This window comes from Sporosarcina sp. Y1011 (assembly GCF_057669885.1).
Window position 1 is genome coordinate 302,327 of sequence record NZ_JBYHFP010000001.1, and the last position, 19,937, is coordinate 322,263.

Annotated in this window: 18 protein-coding genes; 16 read left to right on the plus strand and 2 right to left on the minus strand. The window is 40.9% G+C overall.

The window, feature by feature from the left end:
• Positions 1-16 precede the first annotated feature (16 nt).
• Positions 17-337 carry a YtpI family protein gene (locus tag AC25Y5_RS01535; RefSeq protein ID WP_488138774.1) on the minus strand — a complete coding sequence of 107 codons (321 nt, stop codon included), beginning with the start codon at positions 335-337 and terminating at the stop codon, positions 17-19.
• Positions 338-429: 92 nt separating this feature from the next.
• On the opposite strand from AC25Y5_RS01535, the gene AC25Y5_RS01540 reads away from it, so the two are divergent.
• The 8 genes from AC25Y5_RS01540 (at position 430) to AC25Y5_RS01575 (ending at position 10,338) form a co-directional block, all read left to right on the plus strand.
• On the plus strand, positions 430-1,365 hold the full coding sequence (locus AC25Y5_RS01540) for a DHH family phosphoesterase (RefSeq protein WP_488138775.1): 936 nt from the start codon (positions 430-432) through the stop codon (positions 1,363-1,365).
• Between the two features lie 22 nt (positions 1,366-1,387).
• The gene (gene dnaE / locus AC25Y5_RS01545) at positions 1,388-4,465 is read left to right on the plus strand and encodes a DNA polymerase III subunit alpha (protein ID WP_488138776.1); all 3,078 of its coding nucleotides are present in this window, start codon (positions 1,388-1,390) and stop codon (positions 4,463-4,465) included.
• A 121-nt stretch (positions 4,466-4,586) separates the two neighbouring features.
• Positions 4,587-5,243, plus strand: a complete 657-nt coding sequence (locus tag AC25Y5_RS01550) for a FadR/GntR family transcriptional regulator (protein WP_488138777.1) — start codon at positions 4,587-4,589, stop codon at positions 5,241-5,243.
• Positions 5,243-6,109 carry an acetyl-CoA carboxylase, carboxyltransferase subunit beta gene (accD, locus tag AC25Y5_RS01555; RefSeq protein ID WP_482099775.1) on the plus strand — a complete coding sequence of 289 codons (867 nt, stop codon included), beginning with the start codon at positions 5,243-5,245 and terminating at the stop codon, positions 6,107-6,109. Before AC25Y5_RS01550 ends, accD begins: the two co-directional genes overlap by 1 nt.
• Before the next feature lies 1 nt (position 6,110).
• Positions 6,111-7,064, plus strand: coding sequence for an acetyl-CoA carboxylase carboxyl transferase subunit alpha (accA, locus tag AC25Y5_RS01560; protein WP_488138778.1), 954 nt, complete (start codon positions 6,111-6,113; stop codon positions 7,062-7,064).
• Positions 7,065-7,130: 66 nt separating this feature from the next.
• Positions 7,131-8,096, plus strand: a complete 966-nt coding sequence (gene pfkA, locus AC25Y5_RS01565) for a 6-phosphofructokinase (protein WP_488138916.1) — start codon at positions 7,131-7,133, stop codon at positions 8,094-8,096.
• Positions 8,097-8,132: 36 nt separating this feature from the next.
• Positions 8,133-9,893, plus strand: coding sequence for a pyruvate kinase (pyk, locus tag AC25Y5_RS01570; protein ID WP_488138779.1), 1,761 nt, complete (start codon positions 8,133-8,135; stop codon positions 9,891-9,893).
• 61 nt (positions 9,894-9,954) lie between these two features.
• On the plus strand, positions 9,955-10,338 hold the full coding sequence (locus AC25Y5_RS01575) for an FxsA family protein (protein WP_488138780.1): 384 nt from the start codon (positions 9,955-9,957) through the stop codon (positions 10,336-10,338).
• Here the strand turns inward: AC25Y5_RS01575 and AC25Y5_RS01580 are convergent.
• On the minus strand, positions 10,328-11,302 hold the full coding sequence (locus AC25Y5_RS01580) for an AI-2E family transporter (protein WP_488138781.1): 975 nt from the start codon (positions 11,300-11,302) through the stop codon (positions 10,328-10,330). The genes AC25Y5_RS01575 and AC25Y5_RS01580 overlap by 11 nt on opposite strands.
• A 189-nt stretch (positions 11,303-11,491) precedes the next feature.
• Here AC25Y5_RS01580 and citZ point away from each other — a divergent pair, with 189 nt between their 5' ends.
• The 8 genes from citZ (at position 11,492) to hflC (ending at position 19,829) form a co-directional block, all read left to right on the plus strand.
• The gene (gene citZ / locus AC25Y5_RS01585; RefSeq protein ID WP_488138782.1) at positions 11,492-12,607 is read left to right on the plus strand and encodes a citrate synthase; all 1,116 of its coding nucleotides are present in this window, start codon (positions 11,492-11,494) and stop codon (positions 12,605-12,607) included.
• A gap of 76 nt (positions 12,608-12,683) precedes the next feature.
• Positions 12,684-13,955, plus strand: coding sequence for an NADP-dependent isocitrate dehydrogenase (gene icd / locus AC25Y5_RS01590; RefSeq protein ID WP_482105018.1), 1,272 nt, complete (start codon positions 12,684-12,686; stop codon positions 13,953-13,955).
• A 108-nt stretch (positions 13,956-14,063) separates the two neighbouring features.
• Positions 14,064-15,002: a malate dehydrogenase gene (gene mdh / locus AC25Y5_RS01595; protein ID WP_488138783.1), complete on the plus strand. Its 939-nt coding sequence runs from the start codon at positions 14,064-14,066 to the stop codon at positions 15,000-15,002.
• A 93-nt stretch (positions 15,003-15,095) separates the two neighbouring features.
• Positions 15,096-15,572 (plus strand): MaoC/PaaZ C-terminal domain-containing protein, encoded by a 477-nt coding sequence (locus AC25Y5_RS01600; RefSeq protein ID WP_488138784.1) that lies wholly within the window; start codon positions 15,096-15,098, stop codon positions 15,570-15,572.
• Positions 15,573-15,589: 17 nt separating this feature from the next.
• Positions 15,590-16,300: a response regulator transcription factor gene (locus tag AC25Y5_RS01605; protein WP_488138785.1), complete on the plus strand. Its 711-nt coding sequence runs from the start codon at positions 15,590-15,592 to the stop codon at positions 16,298-16,300.
• A complete protein-coding gene (gene pnpS, locus AC25Y5_RS01610) occupies positions 16,300-17,715 on the plus strand; it encodes a two-component system histidine kinase PnpS (RefSeq protein WP_488138917.1) in 1,416 nt (471 codons plus the stop codon). Before AC25Y5_RS01605 ends, pnpS begins: the two co-directional genes overlap by 1 nt.
• A gap of 135 nt (positions 17,716-17,850) precedes the next feature.
• Positions 17,851-18,819, plus strand: a complete 969-nt coding sequence (gene hflK, locus AC25Y5_RS01615) for an FtsH protease activity modulator HflK (protein ID WP_488138786.1) — start codon at positions 17,851-17,853, stop codon at positions 18,817-18,819.
• Positions 18,819-19,829 carry a protease modulator HflC gene (hflC, locus tag AC25Y5_RS01620; protein WP_488138787.1) on the plus strand — a complete coding sequence of 337 codons (1,011 nt, stop codon included), beginning with the start codon at positions 18,819-18,821 and terminating at the stop codon, positions 19,827-19,829. The genes hflK and hflC overlap by 1 nt, the downstream gene beginning before the upstream one ends.
• Positions 19,830-19,937: the final 108 nt, after the last annotated feature.

The window sequence follows — 19,937 nt, forward strand, 5'->3', positions numbered from 1 at the left end:
GATGCACGTATGTGCATCAGTTCTCATTCAACTCTTTTTCTTCTTTGACAAAACTTTTATAATGTTTGTAGGCTCGATAATTGAAAATGCCTACATAAGCTCCAAGTCCAATGAACAAGGCAGCAATGATATAAGTTGTGATGCCATTAAAAAGCATTAGCTGATTAATTCCAAAAAAGAGTAACAAACTACCTAGAAACCCACCCGCCATACTTGCATACATTTTTTTGCGAATCGGGAATAGCTGTTTGGTACGAAATTGTCTGGTCTTGAAATAGAAATAAAAGACCGCAGATGCGATTATGAAAAATACTAAAAAGAAATTTATAGTTAACATGAAAGCCCTCCATTACATACAAACTTATTACATTGTAGCGGCTTTTCGAAAAGATTGCGACCGGAATATATCGAAGCTTGGAGGAATCGTTTATGAAAAGACAAATCATCGACACAATTGAAAAATACGATAAAATCATTATTCATCGTCATATAAGACCTGATCCAGATGCATATGGCTCACAGTCAGGGCTGAAAGAATTGTTAAAAGCTAATTATCCTGAAAAACAAGTTTTTGCAACAGGCCAACATGATGAAACACTTACATATTTGACTTTGCAGGATCATGTCGAACAATCGTTTTATGAAGGGGCTCTTGTGATTATCACCGATACAGGAAATACTGAGCGAATTGACGGCGAGTTCTATACTGAAGGTGCTTTACTCATGAAGATTGATCATCATCCTGATGCGGATCCTTATGGTGATGTAAAATGGGTTAATACTGATTCAAGTTCAACATCGGAAATGATTTACTCCTTATACGAAGTAGGAAAAGAACATTATGGTTGGAAAATGACCACTGATGCCGCTCGACTTTTATTTGCAGGAATTGTAGGAGATACAGGACGTTTCCTATTCCCCAGCACGACTGTAAATACATTTGAAGTAGTAAGTGATTTGATCAAATTTGATTTTGATAGAACTGAACTGTTTGCAGGAATGTATGAGATGAAGCGGGAATTACTACATCTTAAAGGATATATTTATCAAAACTTCACAATTGACGAAAATGGTGCAGCTTTTGTGAAACTGGATAAGGCACTACTCGAAAAATTTGGGGTATCAGTTTCGGATACTTCCCAATTGGTAGGTGCACTAGGGGATGTACAGGGAATTAAAGCCTGGATTATCTTTATTGAGGAAGCCGATCAGATTCGGGTTAGGTTTCGTTCAAAAGGACCGGTTATTAATTCGTTGGCTGCACAATATGGAGGCGGTGGTCATCCACTCGCAGCTGGCGCATCTGTCTATTCTTGGGAAAAAACAGATGAAGTCATTGGAAAGTTAAAAGAACTTTGCATGTAGGAAAACGAGCGGAGGAATTACATTGACACTTGTCTATCCGCAAGTAGTGACGGGTGCAGATCTTCTGCGCGGAATCATAAAAATTGAGGATTTAGCCCCGCTTCTGAAAAGGAGAGGGGCTACATCTGTTGCGATTGTCAATTCTAAATTATATGGCATCCGTCCTTTTTATAAAATGATGATTAAATTTGGAATACGCCCTGTGATTGGTTTGTCTGTGTACTTGGAAAATGGAGAAAAGGAAGCCGTCCTTCTTTACGTTTATGCAAAAGATGATGAAGGATATCGAAACCTTCTGAAGATGAGCAGTGCGGTTTCTGTGAGAGAGTCTGAAACACTACCCATTCAATGGTTGAAGGCTTATAGCTCGGGATGTATAATCTTTTGTCCGATGACAGATGATTCATGGAACACTTCTCGTACCGAAGATGATTTTACTCGTATGATAAAGGGGTGTGACACATCTTCCATTATTATAGGCATCGATAGATCAGGAGGCATAAAACATCCTGATGAAGCTGCAATTGAAATGATTGCAGCTTCAACAAACATTCCTATTGCCGCTGTCTATGAAAGTAGGTATATCCATAAAGAAGATGCTTTTGCGTATGAAGTCGCCGATGCAATCCGTACGGGTTATAAACTTAATGACCCAGCAAGGCCTCATAATCTTACAAAGACAGCATATCTCCCTGAAGAAAGCGAACTAGTTGATTGGTTTTCAGATAGACTTCAATGGCTTTCAAATATGTCAGATATCCTTTTATCGTGCGACGCAACATTACCGCCAACTCAATCGCTGATGCCGGTATTTCCGGTTTCGCCCGAGGAGACTTCAACATCCCTCTTAGCTAAAAACAGTGCTGCAGGTTTAAAACGGCGGCTCGGTGAGGTGGAAGAAGTGTATGATTTGCGCCTACGGTATGAAATAAGAATTATTAGTGAAATGGGATTCGCAGACTACTTCCTAATTGTCGAGGACTTTATGCGTTATGCCAAAGAGCAAGGAATACTTACGGGTCCCGGACGGGGCTCTTCGGCAGGGTCGCTTGTTGCTTATGCCCTTGATATAACCGATGTAGATCCTATAAAATATGGACTAATTTTTGAACGGTTTCTTAATCCGGGTCGAGTGACGATGCCGGATATCGATATCGATTTTGCAGACAACCGTCGTTCTGAAGTGATTGACTATGTTGCAAAGAAATATGGGAAAATGCATGTCGCACAAATTATTACATTTGGTACGCTTTCCACTAGATCAGTTGTCCGTAATGTAGCTCGAGTTTTCGATTTTTCAAATGAAGAGATGGCTTATTTATCAAAAGAAATTCCTAATAGACACAGAATTACAATCGAGCAGGCAGTTGCAGAATCAAAGGCGCTTCGTGATTGGATTGCAATTGATCCAGTACGAAATGACTGGTTAGAAGCTGCAATTAAGCTAGAGGGACTACCGCGCAATGCATCAACACATGCAGCGGGACTTATTTTATCACCAGTCCCGCTAGTTGATGTGGTACCACTTCAAAGCGGTTCGGATGACATCTACTTGACCCAGTGGCCAATGGGAGACGTCGAGGAACAGGGATTATTGAAAATGGATTTTCTAGGGTTGCGTAATTTAACTCTACTGGACCGCATTAGGTCAATGATCTCTTACGATAAAGGAATCAGAATCGATTTTGAAGATATTCCGCTTAATGATGAAAAAACATTTGAGCTTTTTAGAACTGGGGATATGACGGGGATATTTCAATTTGAATCAGATGGAATGAGAGATGCACTCCGATTAATCCGTCCAAATAAGTTTGAAGATATTTTTGCTATCACTGCTTTGTATCGACCGGGACCGATGGAGAATATCCCTCTTTATAGCCGTCGCAAAAATGATAATGAACAAATTACCTATATTCACCCACAGCTCGAAGCGGTGTTAAAAGAAACATACGGTGTTATCGTTTATCAAGAACAAATCATGGAGATTGCAGTTCGCTTTGCTGGATTCACTATGGGAGAAGCCGACCTGTTAAGACGTGCGGTCAGCAAGAAGAATCGGGAGAACTTAGAGAAAGAACGAATTCATTTCACACAAAAAGCCGTCAGTAACGGTTATCCTGAAAATTCAGCTGTTGCAATCTATGACCTCATTGTGAAGTTTGCGGATTACGGCTTTCCAAAAAGCCATGCAGTCGCATATTCACTTATTTCTTACAGACTAGCTTATTTAAAAGCGAATGAACCCGCTTATTTTTACGCAGCCCTTCTTTCCTCAACCACTGGAAACAACGAGAAGGCAATTGAATTGATGCGTGAATCTGAAGCGAGGGATGTTAAAGTTCTTCCTCCTTCTATTAACCGCAGTAAGTATATGTACACTGTTGAAAACGGTTCAATAAGAATTGGTCTTGGAGCTATCAAAGGCGTAACACCCACTTTTTATAATGCAGTTAAGCGAGCTAGGAAGTCTGGCGGTAATTGGAAAACGCTGTTTGAAATGGCAGCATCTCTCGGGGGTGAGGTATTCACTGAGAAATCCATTAAACCGCTTGTTAAGGCTGGAGCTCTGGATGTATTTGGTGAAACGCGTGCAGTCCTGTTAACGTCGATTGATGCAGCAATATCCCATGCATTATTTATCCGTCCTGATGATGGCGACGATTTTCTTAGCGAAGTGATGCGATCAGTCGCAAGTCCGAAATACTCGCCTGGTGGCACAATGCCAAGGATGATGTTGCTAGAATACGAAAGAGAAGTACTTGGTTTTTATCTATCAGAACATCCTGCAGCTGAGGTAAAGAAAGCAGCTGGGGGTAATTATTATACCATCATCTCAATCGATACTTTAGCGGATAGAACATATGTGAAAATTGCTGGCCTTATAACTGAAATCAAGCGAATACGAACGAAAAAAGGGGAATCGATGGCATTTGTCACGATTCAAGATGAAACGGGCTCAATTTCTTGTACGCTTTTCCCGCAAAAATACGCGCTCTCGAATCCGCTTCTTATCGAGATGGCAATCATTCATATTGAGGGTACTGTCGAACGTCGAAATGGGAAACCGCAGATAATTATTCAACAAACAAAGGATTTATGAAAAATGCTGTAGGTTTTTCCTTAATTGGATTTCACTTTACGTTCAGCAGCGTTTTCTGTATGCTATAGACAGAAGTGGTCTGACCACTTTTCATCATGTATATTTTCGAAGGGGTCCGTGAATGCAAAATACAAAACCGACTTCAAAAATGTTTCTTGATATTGTAGAAGAACTTAAATCGATAATTCGAGAAGAAGGTATTGAAACAGGTGGGAAACTGCCCTCAGAACGTGAGCTTGCGGAGCGCTTGCAAGCGGGCAGGTCTACGATTCGTGAAGCGCTGCGAAGTCTAGAGCTACTAGGGATTATTGAAACCAGGCGCGGTGAAGGGACCTTTCTTGTGGATTACAAAAAGCATAAGCTCGTTGAGGTTCTTGCTGCATTCGTCATGCAACAGACAGACTCAGTGAATGATGTTCAGGAAACAAGAAGAATCCATGAAAAAGCAGCGGTTATGGCTGTGTGTAATGATGCTACGTTAAGGATTTTGCCAGTATGGGGTAGTTTATTGAAGAAAGTTGATAAAGACGGGGAAATCTTACGGGAAGATCTTATCCGGGAGATGATTGTCGCAACCGGTAACAGATTATCTTTGAAAATTTGGTTTCTACTAAAACAATACAGCAAAGTACCATTCGAGAGCATGACCGAAACGACTGAAAACGATATTATAAAAAAAATGCTTCACAATTTGTGTGAAGGAAATACTACTATAACACTGGAAGCTTATTCGGAATGGATTGAATTAGTTGAAAGTGAAAGAGGGGAAAGCCGGTAATGATTCGAGATCTTTTTAGTAAGAATAGAAATAAACATAAAAATACAACTACAATTCCTTCCGTCGACGCTAAAAACGACGTTCCTGAAGGAATAATGACTAAATGTCCGGAATGTAAACATATTGTTTTAACAAAAGATTTAATTAAGACATTGAAAGTCTGTCCAAAATGCGATCATCACTTTAAAATGACTGCAACTGAACGAGTTGCTTGTCTTTTCGATGACGAGACGTTTGAATCGATTGATAATCACTTAAAAACGGAAAACCCCCTTAGTTTCCCCGCTTATACTGAAAAAGTTGAGTCGGATTCTAAGAAAACAGGGTTAAACGAAGCCGTACTCACTGGAACAGGAAAGATTGATGGACTAGAAGTAGCTGTTGCAATAATGGATTCCCATTTCCGAATGGGCTCAATGGGATCAGTTGTCGGGGAAAAGATTACTCGGGCAATTGAAAAAGCAACAGCACTTGGCATACCGGTAATCATATTTTCAGCTAGTGGTGGTGCACGCATGCAAGAAGGAGTGTTATCACTCATGCAAATGGCTAAAACGAGTGTCGCGCTTAATCGGCATGCGAGCGAAGGATTACTTTATGTATCTGTGATGACATACCCAACGACGGGTGGTGTGTCGGCAAGTTTTGCCTCGGTAGGTGATATTAATATAGCAGAACCAAAAGCACTAATCGGATTCGCGGGTAGACGTGTCATTGAACAAACTGTCAGAGAAAAATTACCGGAGGATTTTCAGACTGCAGAATTTTTGCTGGATCATGGCCAATTGGATGCTGTCGTACACCGCGCTGAAATGAAAGAAACACTATCTAAAATTTTGCGACTTCATGTAAGGGGGATGAACTGAAATGGGTAAAACGTTGAAATTTGAAGAACCAATCGTCAAGCTACGTGAAAAAATCATCGAGCTTGAAGAGTATACAACGACCAACTCAGTTGATCTTTCTGATGAAATCGAGACGTTAAAAATGCGATTGAAAAAGTTGGAAAGAGAAATTTATGAAAATATGGAACCTTGGGATCGGGTTCAAGTGGCAAGACATCCCGAACGTCCGACAACAATGGATTATATAAATATGCTCTTTAAAGATTTCATGCAATTGCACGGTGATAGAGCTTACGGTGACGATGCCGCTATTGTAGGTGGAATTGCTTCATTCGAATCGAGACCAATTACAGTAATTGGCCATCAACGCGGAAAAGATACAAAAGAGAACGTCAAGCGAAATTTTGGAATGCCACATCCTGAAGGGTACCGAAAAGCTCTGCGCCTAATGAAACAGGCGGAGAAATTCGGAAGACCAATTGTGTGTTTCATCGATACAAAGGGAGCTTTCCCTGGTAAGGCGGCTGAAGAGCGGGGGCAAAGTGAGGCAATTGCCCGTAATCTTGTTGAAATGGCTGGCTTGACTGTTCCGGTCATCTCCATAGTTATCGGTGAAGGCGGAAGCGGGGGTGCACTAGCACTTGGCGTTGCAAACCATATCCACATGCTTGAAAACTCTACATACTCTGTCATTTCGCCCGAAGGGGCAGCGACTATACTTTGGAAAGACTCTAGTCTAGCCAAACAAGCGGCGGAGGCAATGAAAATCACTGCTCCACATTTAAAAGAAATGGGAATTATCGAGGAAATTATTCCGGAAGTGCGCGGTGGTGCACATCGTGACCTAGAAGCGCAAGCTATTCATTTAGGAGATGCAATCCGTTTATCATTAGAAAAACTAAACACATTGAATGGTCATGAACTCGTTAATCATCGATATGATAAGTTTCGTCAGATTGGTGTATTTACTGAATAAATATAGGATGCGGGTAACCGCATCTATTCGTGTTTAGAAAATAATATTTAATCCTGGATTGGAGTGATTTCTACGAAAAAGATAGCTGTTTTGACAAGTGGCGGAGACGCACCAGGCATGAATGCTGCAGTTCGTGCTGTTGTTCGGAAAGCGATTTATGAAGGTCTTGAAGTGGCTGGTGTTTTTAATGGATATCAAGGATTGATTGAAGGGAAAATTGAACTTCTGCAACTTGGTTCCGTAGGAGATATTATTCAGCGAGGAGGCACGATGTTGCGTTCTGCCCGAAGCGCTGAATTTCGAACTCTTGAAGGGCGAGAAAAGGCACTTCAACAATTGAAGAAACACAATATCGATGGACTTGTTGTAATAGGTGGAGACGGTTCATTCAAAGGCGCATTTGAATTAACGGCTCTTGGATTGCCATGTGTTTGTGTTCCGGCCACAATCGACAATGATATAAACGGAACAGAATTAACAATAGGTTTCGATACAGCATTGAATACAGTCATTGATGCAATTGATAAGATACGTGATACTGCAACGTCTCACGAGCGGACATTCATCGTCGAAGTGATGGGGAGAGATGCCGGTGATCTTGCTTTATGGGCTGGACTAGCGGGTGGAGCGGAAACGATACTTATCCCCGAAGAGAAGTACGAAGTGCCTGATATTATCGAACGACTAAAAAGTGGTACAGGTCGCGGTAAGAAGCACAGTATTATCATTGTTGCAGAAGGTGTGATGTCTGCAGCAGAACTCGCTGAAATATTGAAGCGGGAAGCGGGTATTGAAACACGGATTTCTGTTCTGGGTCATGTCCAGCGTGGTGGATCCCCTTCTGCAAGAGATCGTGTTATTGCGAGTCAGTATGGAGCAAAAGCAGTTGAAGTTTTAATAGAGGGTCGCGGAGGCATTGCTATTGGCATGCAAAATCATGTGGTGGTAGACTATGACTTAACGGACGTTTTCGAACAATCAGCTGGTTTTGATAAGAAAATGTACAAGATGTCCCAGGAATTGTCCATATAATTGGTTGTTCAAAAAACTTAAAAGAGGCGATAGTTGATGAGAAAAACGAAAATAGTATGTACAATTGGTCCCGCAAGTGAGTCCCCAGAATTATTGGAACAACTTATAGATGCGGGCATGAACGTAGCCAGGTTGAATTTTTCCCATGGTAATCATCAAGAGCATAAAGCACGTATTGACACTATCAAAAAAGTTGCACGTGAAAAAGGGAAAGTTGTAGGAATCTTGCTTGATACGAAAGGTCCTGAAATTCGGACACATTCGATGGAGAATGGAAAAGTGGAACTCGTAGCAGCTGAAAGAATAGATATTTCCATGACACAAGTTGTAGGAAATAATGATGTATTTTCAGTCAGTTACGAAAAATTGATTGAAGATGTAAGTGAAGGATCTATCATATTATTAGACGATGGACTAATTCAGTTAGAAGTTACAGGCACAGATGAAAGTCAGGGATTAATTCATACATTGGTCGTTAATTCAGGTTCATTGAGTAATAACAAAGGTGTTAACGTACCTGGTGTTTCGGTCCAGCTTCCAGGAATGACAGAGAAAGACGCGGAGGATATCTTGTTCGGCATTAAAGAGGGCGTTGACTTCATAGCGGCATCGTTCGTTAGACGTGCTTCGGACGTGATGGAAATACGGTCACTTCTTGAGAAAAATGGCGGCTCTAACTTACAGATTATCCCTAAAATCGAGAATCAGGAAGGCGTCGACAACATCGATGAAATTTTGGCTGTCTCGGATGGCCTAATGGTTGCCCGTGGAGATCTAGGTGTTGAAATTCCTCCTGAAGCAGTTCCGCTCGTTCAGAAGAATTTGATTGAAAAATGTAATCAGGCTGGAAAACCGGTAATCACTGCAACGCAAATGCTTGATTCGATGCAAAGAAATCCCCGTCCAACCCGCGCAGAAGCAAGTGATGTCGCAAACGCGATTTTTGACGGTTCTGATGCAATCATGCTCTCGGGAGAAACGGCTGCTGGAATTTATCCAGTTGAATCTGTACGTACAATGGATCGAATTGCATGTGCCACAGAAGAGGCTATCGATTACCGTTCAGTTGTTTCAACAAGAAGACGTGAAAAACATGGTAATATGACAGAAGCCATTGGACAAGCGGCTGCATACACAGCCATTAACTTGAAAGTAAAGGCCGTTCTTGCACCGACAGAGAGCGGACATACGGCTAAAATGATAGCCAAATACCGACCGGGTTGTCCTGTTATCGCGGTTACATCATCAGAAGCTTGTTCGAGAAAGCTGTCACTTGTTTGGGGAGTCTATCCAATTGTTGGTAAAAAAGTGAGTTCAATTGATGAAATCCTCCAGGAATCTGTAGAAGAAAGTGTTAAACATCAGTATGTTGGACATGGTGACGTAGTAATCATTACTGCTGGAGTTCCAGTCGGAAAGGCTGGCACTACGAATTTGATGAAAATCCATGTCATCGGTGATTTACTTGCGCGTGGACAAGGAATCGGGAAAGATGTCGCTTTCGGCCGTACCATAGTTGCTAAAAATGCTGATGAAGCGCTGACATATGATACAACAGGAGCGATTCTTGTTACGAACGGTTCCGATCGCGATATGATGCCTGCAATTGAAAAATGCGCAGGGCTAATAACAGAAGAAGGCGGGCTAACTAGCCATGGTGCTATTGTGGGTCTTAGTCTTGGTATTCCTGTAATTGTCGGAGTCAAAGATGCTACAAAACTGATTCGCCATGGCAATGAGGTTACAATGGATGCTGAATCAGGTGTTATCTATAATGGACGCGCCAGCGTACTCTAAATAAATGGAGGCTGCTTCCGAAATAATCGGTGAGCAGCCTTTTTAGGAGATGAAATCAATTGTGAAATGGCTAGTACTCCTTTTCATTGCTGTCCCGACAGCTGAACTCGCGTTGTTAATCTATTCGGGGAAAACACTTGGTCTGTTACCAACAATTTCAATTATTTTAATAACAGCAATAGGTGGAGCCTACCTCGCCAAACGCCAAGGGATGAAAGCTTGGACTGAGCTTAGGGCACGTATGACAGTTATGGAGACTCCTGGCGATGCAATGATTGATGCAGTCTGTATTCTTTTTGGAGGAATCTTGTTAATCATGCCTGGGTTTTTAACGGATCTAACAGGATTATTATTACTATTTAAGGGACCAAGGAATATAATCAGACCATTTATCCAAAAGTGGATTTATAATAAGATGAAAAATGGACAAATCGTCATCCGCTAAACAAGGGGTGCCGTCTAACTCTGAGTGCTGCAAATAGAAGAAATGGGGTCAATAACATACCGGGTAACCCGAATAGATAAAAGGAAGTCGCCGTTATGAAAAAAGCATGGATAGGCTTCAAATGGAAAGTAGATGCCCACATATACGATTCAGCCATTTGTCGTGTCGTCATTGCGAATAAATAGAGTAATATGAGCGAAATTCCAATGAATAGGTTATTCGTATATATGAAGAAAGCGGCCATTGGTAAGAGAAAAAGACCAATTCCGATAAACGGCAGGCTATCTGCAAGGGAGATTAGAAAAGCATTACCAATTGGTGACTCGAATCGAAGAAATATGAATCCTATTGTTAAGATTAAGAAGGTAAGGAAAAATAATCGGGCTTCCACTGATACGAAAGTCCCGATTAATTTACCGGACTCCGTAAATATTCTTTTTGCAGGCTTACGGATTTGGTTAGGGAAATAGACTAAAAACCAGTAACGATTTTTTCCGGATTCCCGCAAAGCGAAAAAATATGCAACTAGGAAAATGAACAGACTAAAAAGTCGTTGAAATACAGTGGTAATAATTGTTACCGTGTATTCCAATAATGCATGTCCATACTCCACAACTTTATCTTCAAGGAATGATAATAATTTACTGGCAAGATCCGTATTCTGTGTAAAAGGTGCGATATGCTTTTCGACAGCGGGCACCGTATCAATAAGACCATGAAGTGCAATGTAAGTAAAAGCACTTATTAAAAAAAGCATAAGTGTCATTACAAAAAGGGTTGCAATCGTAAGAGGTAACTTTGTAATTGTGCGGATGGCGTGCAAAGTAGGTGCTGTAAAATAAGCGAAAATGACAGCGATTGCTGCTGGAGGGACTGTAAATAGAATAATTCCCGTCAAAATAACAGGCAACCACTTTATTAGGATTAAGCGAAAAGCTTGTTGTTTGCTGCGATTGTCGGCCATTCTACAACTCCTTCATTACAAGTTAAAAAAACAAAAGCAAGCGTATCCATTCACAAAGATGACAAAATTGATTATAATAGTTGTTGTAAGCGTTTTTAGGTAGATTAATTATAATTATTAGCAGATTCAGTTGGCATTCTGCTTTTTTTTGCGGAGTGGACGAATGAACTGAAAGAAGGAGCGTTTTATATGACATCAACCAAAGGGTTGGAAGGAGTCGTAGCGACACAGTCAGCAATTAGTTCAATTATTGATGACACACTTACATACGTCGGCTATGATATTGACGATCTTGCAGACAACGCCAGCTTTGAAGAAGTAATTCATCTTCTATGGCATCAGCGTTTGCCAAAAGAGGACGAGCTTGCAGAGCTGAAAAAACAACTTGCGGCTAACATGTCTCTTCCTCAGGAAGTACTTAATCATTTTAAAATGTATCCAATCGGGGAAGTACACCCGATGGCGGCACTGCGCACTGCAGTATCCCTTTTAGGATTATACGATGACAAAGCGGAAGATATGTCTGAAGAGGCTAATTACGAAAAAGCAATTAAGCTACAAGCAAAAATAGCGACAATCGTTACTACATTTTCTCGTATTCGCAAAGGTCTTGAGCCGGTTGCTCCGAAGGAAGAATTGGGCTATGCAGAAAACTTCCTATACATGTTGACTGGTGAAATGCCTGCTGAAATTGCGATTGAAGCATTCGACAAAGCTCTAGTACTTCATGCGGACCATGAGCTAAATGCATCGACATTCACTGCACGCGTATGTGTTGCGACACTTTCTGATATTTATTCAGGTGTTACGGCTGCTATCGGTGCACTCAAAGGACCGCTTCACGGCGGTGCAAACGAGCAAGTAATGAAAATGCTGATGGAGATTGGTTCAGAAGACAAAGTTGAATCTTATATCAGAGAAAAACTGGATAACAAAGAAAAAATCATGGGCTTCGGACATCGTGTTTATCGTAAAGGTGATCCGCGTGCAAAACACCTTCGTGAAATGTCTAAACGTTTGACTGAACTTCGCGGAGAAGAAAAGTACTACAATATGTCCAGTAAAATAGAAGAAATCGTTACAGGCGAAAAGAACTTACCGCCAAACGTCGATTTCTATTCTGCGTCTGTCTACCATTCGCTGGAAATAGATCACGATCTATTTACGCCGATTTTTGCAGTGTCCCGTATTTCAGGATGGATTGCACATATTCGTGAACAATATGCGAACAATAGACTGATTCGCCCTCGTGCTGATTACACAGGACCGGGCTTGCAGAAATACGTACCGATTAAAGAACGATAAGCACTATAAATAAAAAAACTAGGGGCGGAATTTACAATAGCCAGCCCTCTGATTTGAAATTGGGAGGAAATTAATTATGACTAACGGTGGAAAAATTACAGTAACAGACGGTGTTTTAAATGTACCTGATCACGCAACAATTCCATTTATAATCGGTGACGGTACTGGTCCGGATATTTGGCATGCAGCATCACGTGTTCTAGAGTCAGCTGTCGATAAAGCTTACGGTGGCAAGAAAAAACTTATCTGGAAAGAAGTTCTTGCTGGGGAGAAAGCATTCAATGAAACTGGCGAATGGCTACCACAAGCAACACTTGATACAATTGATGAGTATTTAATTGCTATTAAAGGTCCACTTACTACACCAATCGGCGGCGGTTTCCGTTCATTGAACGTTGCACTTCGCCAAGAATTGGATCTTTACACTTGCCTACGTCCAGTACGTTACTTTGAAGGTGTTCCTTCACCTGTTAAACGTCCTGAAGATTGCGATATGGTTATTTTCCGCGAAAACACGGAAGATATCTATGCAGGTATTGAATACAAAGAAGGTACACCTGAAGCGAAAAAAGTAATCGAATTCCTACAAAACGAAATGGGAGTTAAAAATATCCGCTTCCCAGAAACTTCTGGAATCGGTATTAAACCTATTTCTGAAGAAGGTACAAAACGTCTAGTACGTGCTGCTCTTACTTATATTATTAAAGAAGGCCGCAAGTCATTGACGCTTGTCCATAAAGGAAATATCATGAAGTTTACAGAAGGCGCATTCAAAAACTGGGGCTATGAAGTTGCTGAACAAGAGTTCGGCGATAAAGTCTTCACATGGAACCAATATGATGCAATCAAAGATGCTGATGGAACTGATGCTGCAAACAAAGCACAAGCTGAAGCTGAAGCAGCAGGCAAAATCATCGTTAAAGATGCAATTGCTGATATCTTCTTGCAACAAATCTTGACACGTCCAAAAGAGTTTGATGTTGTAGCGACAATGAACTTGAATGGCGACTATATTTCTGATGCTCTTGCTGCACAAGTAGGCGGAATCGGAATCGCACCTGGAGCAAACATTAACTACATTTCAGGTCATGCAATTTTTGAAGCAACTCATGGTACTGCACCGAAATATGCAGGACTTGATAAAGTTAACCCTTCTTCACTTCTACTTTCAGGCGTCTTGATGCTTGAGCACCTTGGATGGAATGAAGCGGCAGCTATGATCACTGCTTCAATTGAAGAAACAATTGTTTCTAAAGTTGTAACTTATGACTTTGCTCGTCTTATGGACGGTGCTACAGAAGTTAAAACATCTGAATTCGCAGATGAATTGATCAAAAACCTTAAATAATAAATCTATTAGCGATGGAAGAGCCCAACTTTCTGTTCGTTGAAAATTTAAATCGTTTATAAGAGGGGTCTGTCCCCTCTTATAAACGATTAAAAGGAGAGGCAACTCATGACAATGAAACGTAAAAAAGTCTCGGTTATCGGTTCTGGTTTCACAGGCGCAACGACAGCATTTCTTCTGGCTCAAAAAGAGCTTTGTGATGTAGTTATCGTAGATATTCCGCAAATGGAAAACCCAACAAAAGGGAAAGCGCTTGATATGATGGAAGCTGGACCTGTACAAGGTTTTGATGCGAATATTATAGGAACTTCAGATTACACGGATACAAAAGACTCTGACATTGTCATAATCACAGCTGGTATTGCGCGCAAGCCCGGTATGAGTCGTGATGATCTTGTTCAGACGAATCAAAAAGTCATGAAAATCGTTACTGCTGAAATAGTAAAACATTCTCCAGATACAACAATTATCGTATTAACTAACCCGGTAGATGCAATGACATACACAGTATATAAAGAATCAGGATTACCGAAAGAACGTGTTATCGGGCAATCAGGAGTCCTTGACACTGCGCGCTTCCGGACGTTTGTAGCACAAGAATTGAACTTGTCTGTTAAAGACGTAACCGGATTCGTACTTGGTGGACACGGCGACGACATGGTTCCGCTTATCCGTTACTCATACGCGGGTGGTATTCCACTCGAAACGTTGATTTCGGCTGAACGACTAGAAGTAATTGTAGACCGTACACGTAAGGGCGGAGCTGAAATCGTAAACCTACTAGGTAATGGTTCAGCTTACTACGCTCCTGCGGCATCACTCGTTGAAATGGCTGAAGCAATCCTGAAAGATCAGAAACGTGTACTTCCTTCGATTGCATACTTAGTAGGCGAATATGGTCTGGATGGAATTTACATCGGCGTTCCGACAGTACTCGGTGCTGGCGGTATTGAGAAGATTATTGAGCTTGATTTGACTGAAGCTGAAAAAGAGGCATTGTCAAATTCTGCTGAATCGGTTAAAGCAGTTATGAAAGTTCTTGTGTAATATTCTAATTAGTCAATCGAGTAGCCTATGCTACTCGATTTTTTTTCTGATTATTGGTAAACTTACAGTATTACATATTGAGGGGGATATAAGTTGATATTAGGGAAGAAAAGGCGTCTCGGAAGAAAAATCGAAGAGATTACTGTCGGTGAAAAGTTGAAGTTAACCGAGAAAATCGAGGATAAAGATTTATTACTTTATCTAGGGTTAACAAACGATAGTAACCCACTATATATTCAACATGATTACGCTTCGCAGACAGCCTATGAAAAGCCTATTGTACCGACTATTATGCTAACAGGAATTGTTACATCTGCCGTCTCAAAGTATTTGCCAGGACCGGGTTCACATATTGTTCAACAACAGTTATCATTTCCAAAAGCGGTCTATCACTATTCAATAATTAACATCTTACTAGAAGTCATTCATGTTGATAGAGAAATGAATGCGATAGAAATTTCAATCGAAGCACATGATGAAGAGGAAGAACTTGTTATTTCAGGGACAGTGACAGTTATTCCGCCGAAAGTGGAAGAGCGTCTAACATCGCAAGCGATGGAAAACTTTTGACGGGAGATTGATGGAAGATGAGTTCAAGTGGAAAGAAAATATTGATTGTTGATGACGAACAGCCGATTCGGACGCTTCTAGAGTATAATTTGAAGCTAGCGCAATATGAAATAATCACCGCAGTGGATGGAGAAGAAGCTATACTGAAATCAGAAACAGAAAAGCCTGATTTAATATTGCTAGACTTAATGCTTCCGAAAATGGATGGAATAGATGTCTGTAAAATTTTAAGGCAGAAGGGACTCGATATTCCAATAATTATGCTAACGGCAAAAGGAGACGAGTTCGACAAAGTGCTTGGTCTTGAAATGGGTGCCGATGATTATATGACAAAACCATTCAGTCCCAGGGAAGTTGTTGCGCGCGTAAAAGCCGTACTGAGACGTACCGGTGAGAGGTCAGACCGTAACGATGAAAATGGCACATTGAGCTCAGGAAAGTTAATTGTTCATGCTGAGCAATATGAAGCTTTTCTAGATAAAGTAGAGTTGGAGTTTACCCCGAAGGAATTTGAACTACTTGTTCACTTTATGCAGAATAAAAATAGAGTCCTTTCTAGAGATCAGCTTTTAAGCGCGGTATGGAATTATGACTTTGCCGGTGATACCCGAATCGTTGACGTTCATGTAAGTCATTTACGGGAAAAAATCGAAGAAAATACAAAGAAACCTCTCTTCATCAAGACGGTAAGAGGAATTGGCTATAAATTTGAGGAGCCTAAACTTTGATGAAAGGTTTGTATTCCCGCTTAGTCATTGCTTGTGCAGTCCTTCTATCAGTACTACTAACTGGCCTCGGAATTGTTCTCGGTCAGTTTTTCCCTTTATTCGCGAATGACATTGCTGACGAAGTACAGCAGAAATACTGGGGTTTTCTATTATTGACTTTACTCATTGCATTTATAATATCTCTTTTAATCGCAAAGCGAATGATGTTGCAATATGCTCGTCCAGTAGATGATGTAACAAGAGTAGCAATTCAAATTGCTAAGGGAGATCATCTCGCGAGAACACAGACGGACGAATCCGAATATGCCAATGAACTCGCAATTGCCATTAACAAAATAGCAAGTAATATGCAGGAAATATCGACATTACGAATGATGGAAAAAGAGCGTTTAAAAACACTTATAGAGAGTATGGGCAGTGGACTTCTAATGTTTGGTCGTGAAGGTTCAGTCAATCTTGTAAATGGTGTCTTTGAGAAGGCCTTTGGTTTTTCGAAGGAGGAACTGATCGGAAAGACATTAAAAACAATTGGATTGCCAGTGGATATTGAAAGTCTGATTGAAGATGTCTTTATGACTGAACAAGTTCGTGAAAAACAGGTCAGGCTTGAGGGAAACGGAGACTTCTCCCACATGAGCGTTTATGGTGCACCGGTAATCGGGCGTCACGGGAATTGGTTAGGTATTGTCGTTGTCATGCATGATATTACGAAACTTGTAAAACTTGAAGAGGTTCGAAAAGATTTTGTTGCAAATGTCTCCCATGAACTCCGTACACCGATTACATCCATAAAAGGATTTACGGAAACGTTATTGGATGGCGCAATGAATGAACCTGTAATTATGAAAGAGTTTCTTGAAATCATTCAGAAAGAAAGTGATAGATTACATCTATTGATTGATGACCTGCTTGAATTGTCAGCCATGGAACGGGAAAACTTCACTCTTCAGTTTGCCCGTGTCAGTCTGAATGACGTTATCAATGATGCCTTGACAATTGTTTCATTAAGTTTGGAGCGCAAAAAGATGGATATTGACCTAGACATAACAGAACAGATTGTCATTGATGGAGATGCAGGTCGATTAATACAAGTCATGGTTAATCTACTATCGAACGCAATTAACTACTCCAAAGAACAAAAGAAAATTATTATTTCCATTAAACAAGTATCAGGAAATGCAATCATAGAAGTACAAGATGAAGGAATCGGCATTAAACAAACAGAACTTGTTAGGCTGTTTGAACGTTTCTACCGTGTTGACCGAGCTAGAAGCCGAGAATCCGGGGGCACAGGACTTGGATTAGCTATCGTCAAACATCTCGTGGAAGCACATGGAGGAACAGTTGAAGTGGAAAGCACAATTAACGTGGGTACGTTAATTCGTATTCAAATGCCTTTGCGCCAGGAAGAGTGAACGATCCATTTACTTTGGATCGTTTTTTTATATTTATTGAGGCAACTTTTGTTAAGAACAAATTGGGGAAAATATGAAACTTTCAACTATATAGAACGTATAACAGGTTATACATAAGAGAAGGGGGCCTTACAAATGAGTACACGACGTATTTTAATGACAGTCGGAATGGTTTTCGCTGGACTACTACTGCTAATCGTTGCTTTCACAACATGGTATACTGTCGACGAATCTGAACAGGCTGTCGTTATCACATTTGGTAAAGCGGATACAACAGTAACAGATTCGGGACTTCATTTCAAATTACCATGGCCAATTCAAAGGGTTGAAATACTATCGAAAGAGACATTTAGTCTGCAATTCGGATATAAGCAAGATGCCGGGGGGGAGCTTGTTTCGTTCGATAAAGAAACCAAGATGATCACGGGGGATGAATACATTGTGCTTACCGATCTGGTTGTTCAATGGAAAATCACTGAACCGCAGAAGTATTTATTCAATGCGCAAGATCCGAAGGCAATTCTCCATGACGCAACTTCAGCATCTATCCGTTCCATCATAGGTAATTCGACGATAGATGCCGCATTGACGGATGGGAAAGCGGAAATTGAAGCACAGACACGTGAGCTGCTTGCGACACTCATCGATAAGTATGATATCGGCATTGCCATACAAGGCGTCAAGCTGCAAGATGTAGAACTTCCGAATGCAGAAGTCCGTGCCGCCTTCACAGCAGTGACGGATGCTCGCGAAACGAAAAATACGAAGACGAACGAAGCTGAAAAATATGAAAACCAAAAGAAAAATGAAGCAATCGGGGAAGTCGATGCCATCAAGTCGAATGCAATCGGGCAAAAGAAGGCGCGTACCGAGCTAGCCCTTGGTGATGTCGCTCTCTTCAATGATTTACTCGTAGAATACTCGAAGAATAAAGCAATCACGCGGCAGCGACTTGTCATTGAAACACTCGAACAAGTATTGCCGAAAGCAAAAATCTATATTATGAACGATTCTGGCGAAACGGTGAAATATCTTCCATTACAGCAACTGGAAAATACAACACCTCCACCAGCTGAACCGAAAACGGAAGGGGATGGAAACTGATGGCGAATGACGATAATCCATTTAAATCCATCGAGGAAAAATTCCTGGAAAGACAGCGTGCAAAACAGAAAGCGCCTAAAGCACCTAAAGCAACAGGTACACCTGTTACACCTAAAGCACCGCTTGAAATAAAAAAATATGCGAAACTGACGCTTATCCTCACTGCACTATTTGCATTAATGGTCATAGTAATCGCCAATATATTCGTCGTTAAAGAAGATGAATACCGAGTCGTTCGCCAATTTGGGGAAATTAAGCGCATTGTTCATGAACCGGGGATGAACATGAAAATACCGTTCATACAAAGTGTCACAACTCTTCCTAAGAGTTTGATGAGTTATAGCGTATCCGAAGAGGAAATCAATACAAAGGATAAGAAACGTATTATCATTGACAACTATTCAGTTTGGAGAATCACAGATCCTGGAAAAATGATTTCAAACGCGAGGAATATTGTAAATGCTGAATCGCGGTTGGGGGAATTCATTTACTCTGTTGTTCGGACTGAACTTGGTCAGTTGAACTATGTAGATGTCGTAAATGATGAAAACTCTTCCCGAGGTAGTATGAATGATCGTGTGACGAAGCGGGTAAATGAGTTTTTGGCTGAAGGGAACTACGGTATCGAAGTTGTGGATGTCCGTATGAAGCGTATCGACTTACCTGAAGAAAATGAACAGTCGATTTATACACGGATGATTTCCGAACGTCAGTCGACTGCACAATCCTATTTATCACAAGGGGATGCAGATAAACGCCGGATTGAAGCGGAGACAGACCGTGAAGTTCAGGAAATGTTGGCAACTGCGAAAAAGGAAGCTGCAATCATCCATGCGGAAGGGGAATCCGAAGCGGCAAAAATTTATAATAATGCATTTTCAAAAGACCCAGAGTTTTATAATTTGTATCGCACACTTCAATCGTATACGAAAACAATTGGTGAGGACACAATGATCATCATCCCTGTTGATTCTCCATATGCCAAAGTATTGACAGGCTATCTAGATTAAGTAAGAATGAATAACCTGCAACAAGCTCCATATGACTTGTCATATGGAGAGAGAGCCGAGGTTTACTAAAAAACACGTCATTTTCAATTCTTCTTGCCCTCGTGTAAG

Excerpts from the sequence above, each read along its gene's own strand:
- AC25Y5_RS01550 (WP_488138777.1), top strand. The coding sequence starts at position 4,587 with ATGCAAAATACAAAACCGACTTCAAAAATGTTTCTTGATATTGTAGAA.
- citZ (WP_488138782.1), top strand. The coding sequence starts at position 11,492 with ATGACATCAACCAAAGGGTTGGAAGGAGTCGTAGCGACACAGTCAGCA.
- pnpS (WP_488138917.1), top strand. The coding sequence starts at position 16,300 with ATGAAAGGTTTGTATTCCCGCTTAGTCATTGCTTGTGCAGTCCTTCTA.
- accA (WP_488138778.1), top strand. The coding sequence starts at position 6,111 with ATGGGTAAAACGTTGAAATTTGAAGAACCAATCGTCAAGCTACGTGAA.
- hflK (WP_488138786.1), top strand. The coding sequence starts at position 17,851 with ATGAGTACACGACGTATTTTAATGACAGTCGGAATGGTTTTCGCTGGA.
- AC25Y5_RS01535 (WP_488138774.1), bottom strand. The coding sequence starts at position 337 with ATGTTAACTATAAATTTCTTTTTAGTATTTTTCATAATCGCATCTGCG.
- icd (WP_482105018.1), top strand. The coding sequence starts at position 12,684 with ATGACTAACGGTGGAAAAATTACAGTAACAGACGGTGTTTTAAATGTA.
- mdh (WP_488138783.1), top strand. The coding sequence starts at position 14,064 with ATGACAATGAAACGTAAAAAAGTCTCGGTTATCGGTTCTGGTTTCACA.
- hflC (WP_488138787.1), top strand. The coding sequence starts at position 18,819 with ATGGCGAATGACGATAATCCATTTAAATCCATCGAGGAAAAATTCCTG.
- pyk (WP_488138779.1), top strand. The coding sequence starts at position 8,133 with ATGAGAAAAACGAAAATAGTATGTACAATTGGTCCCGCAAGTGAGTCC.
- AC25Y5_RS01580 (WP_488138781.1), bottom strand. The coding sequence starts at position 11,302 with ATGGCCGACAATCGCAGCAAACAACAAGCTTTTCGCTTAATCCTAATA.
- AC25Y5_RS01605 (WP_488138785.1), top strand. The coding sequence starts at position 15,590 with ATGAGTTCAAGTGGAAAGAAAATATTGATTGTTGATGACGAACAGCCG.
- accD (WP_482099775.1), top strand. The coding sequence starts at position 5,243 with ATGATTCGAGATCTTTTTAGTAAGAATAGAAATAAACATAAAAATACA.
- AC25Y5_RS01540 (WP_488138775.1), top strand. The coding sequence starts at position 430 with ATGAAAAGACAAATCATCGACACAATTGAAAAATACGATAAAATCATT.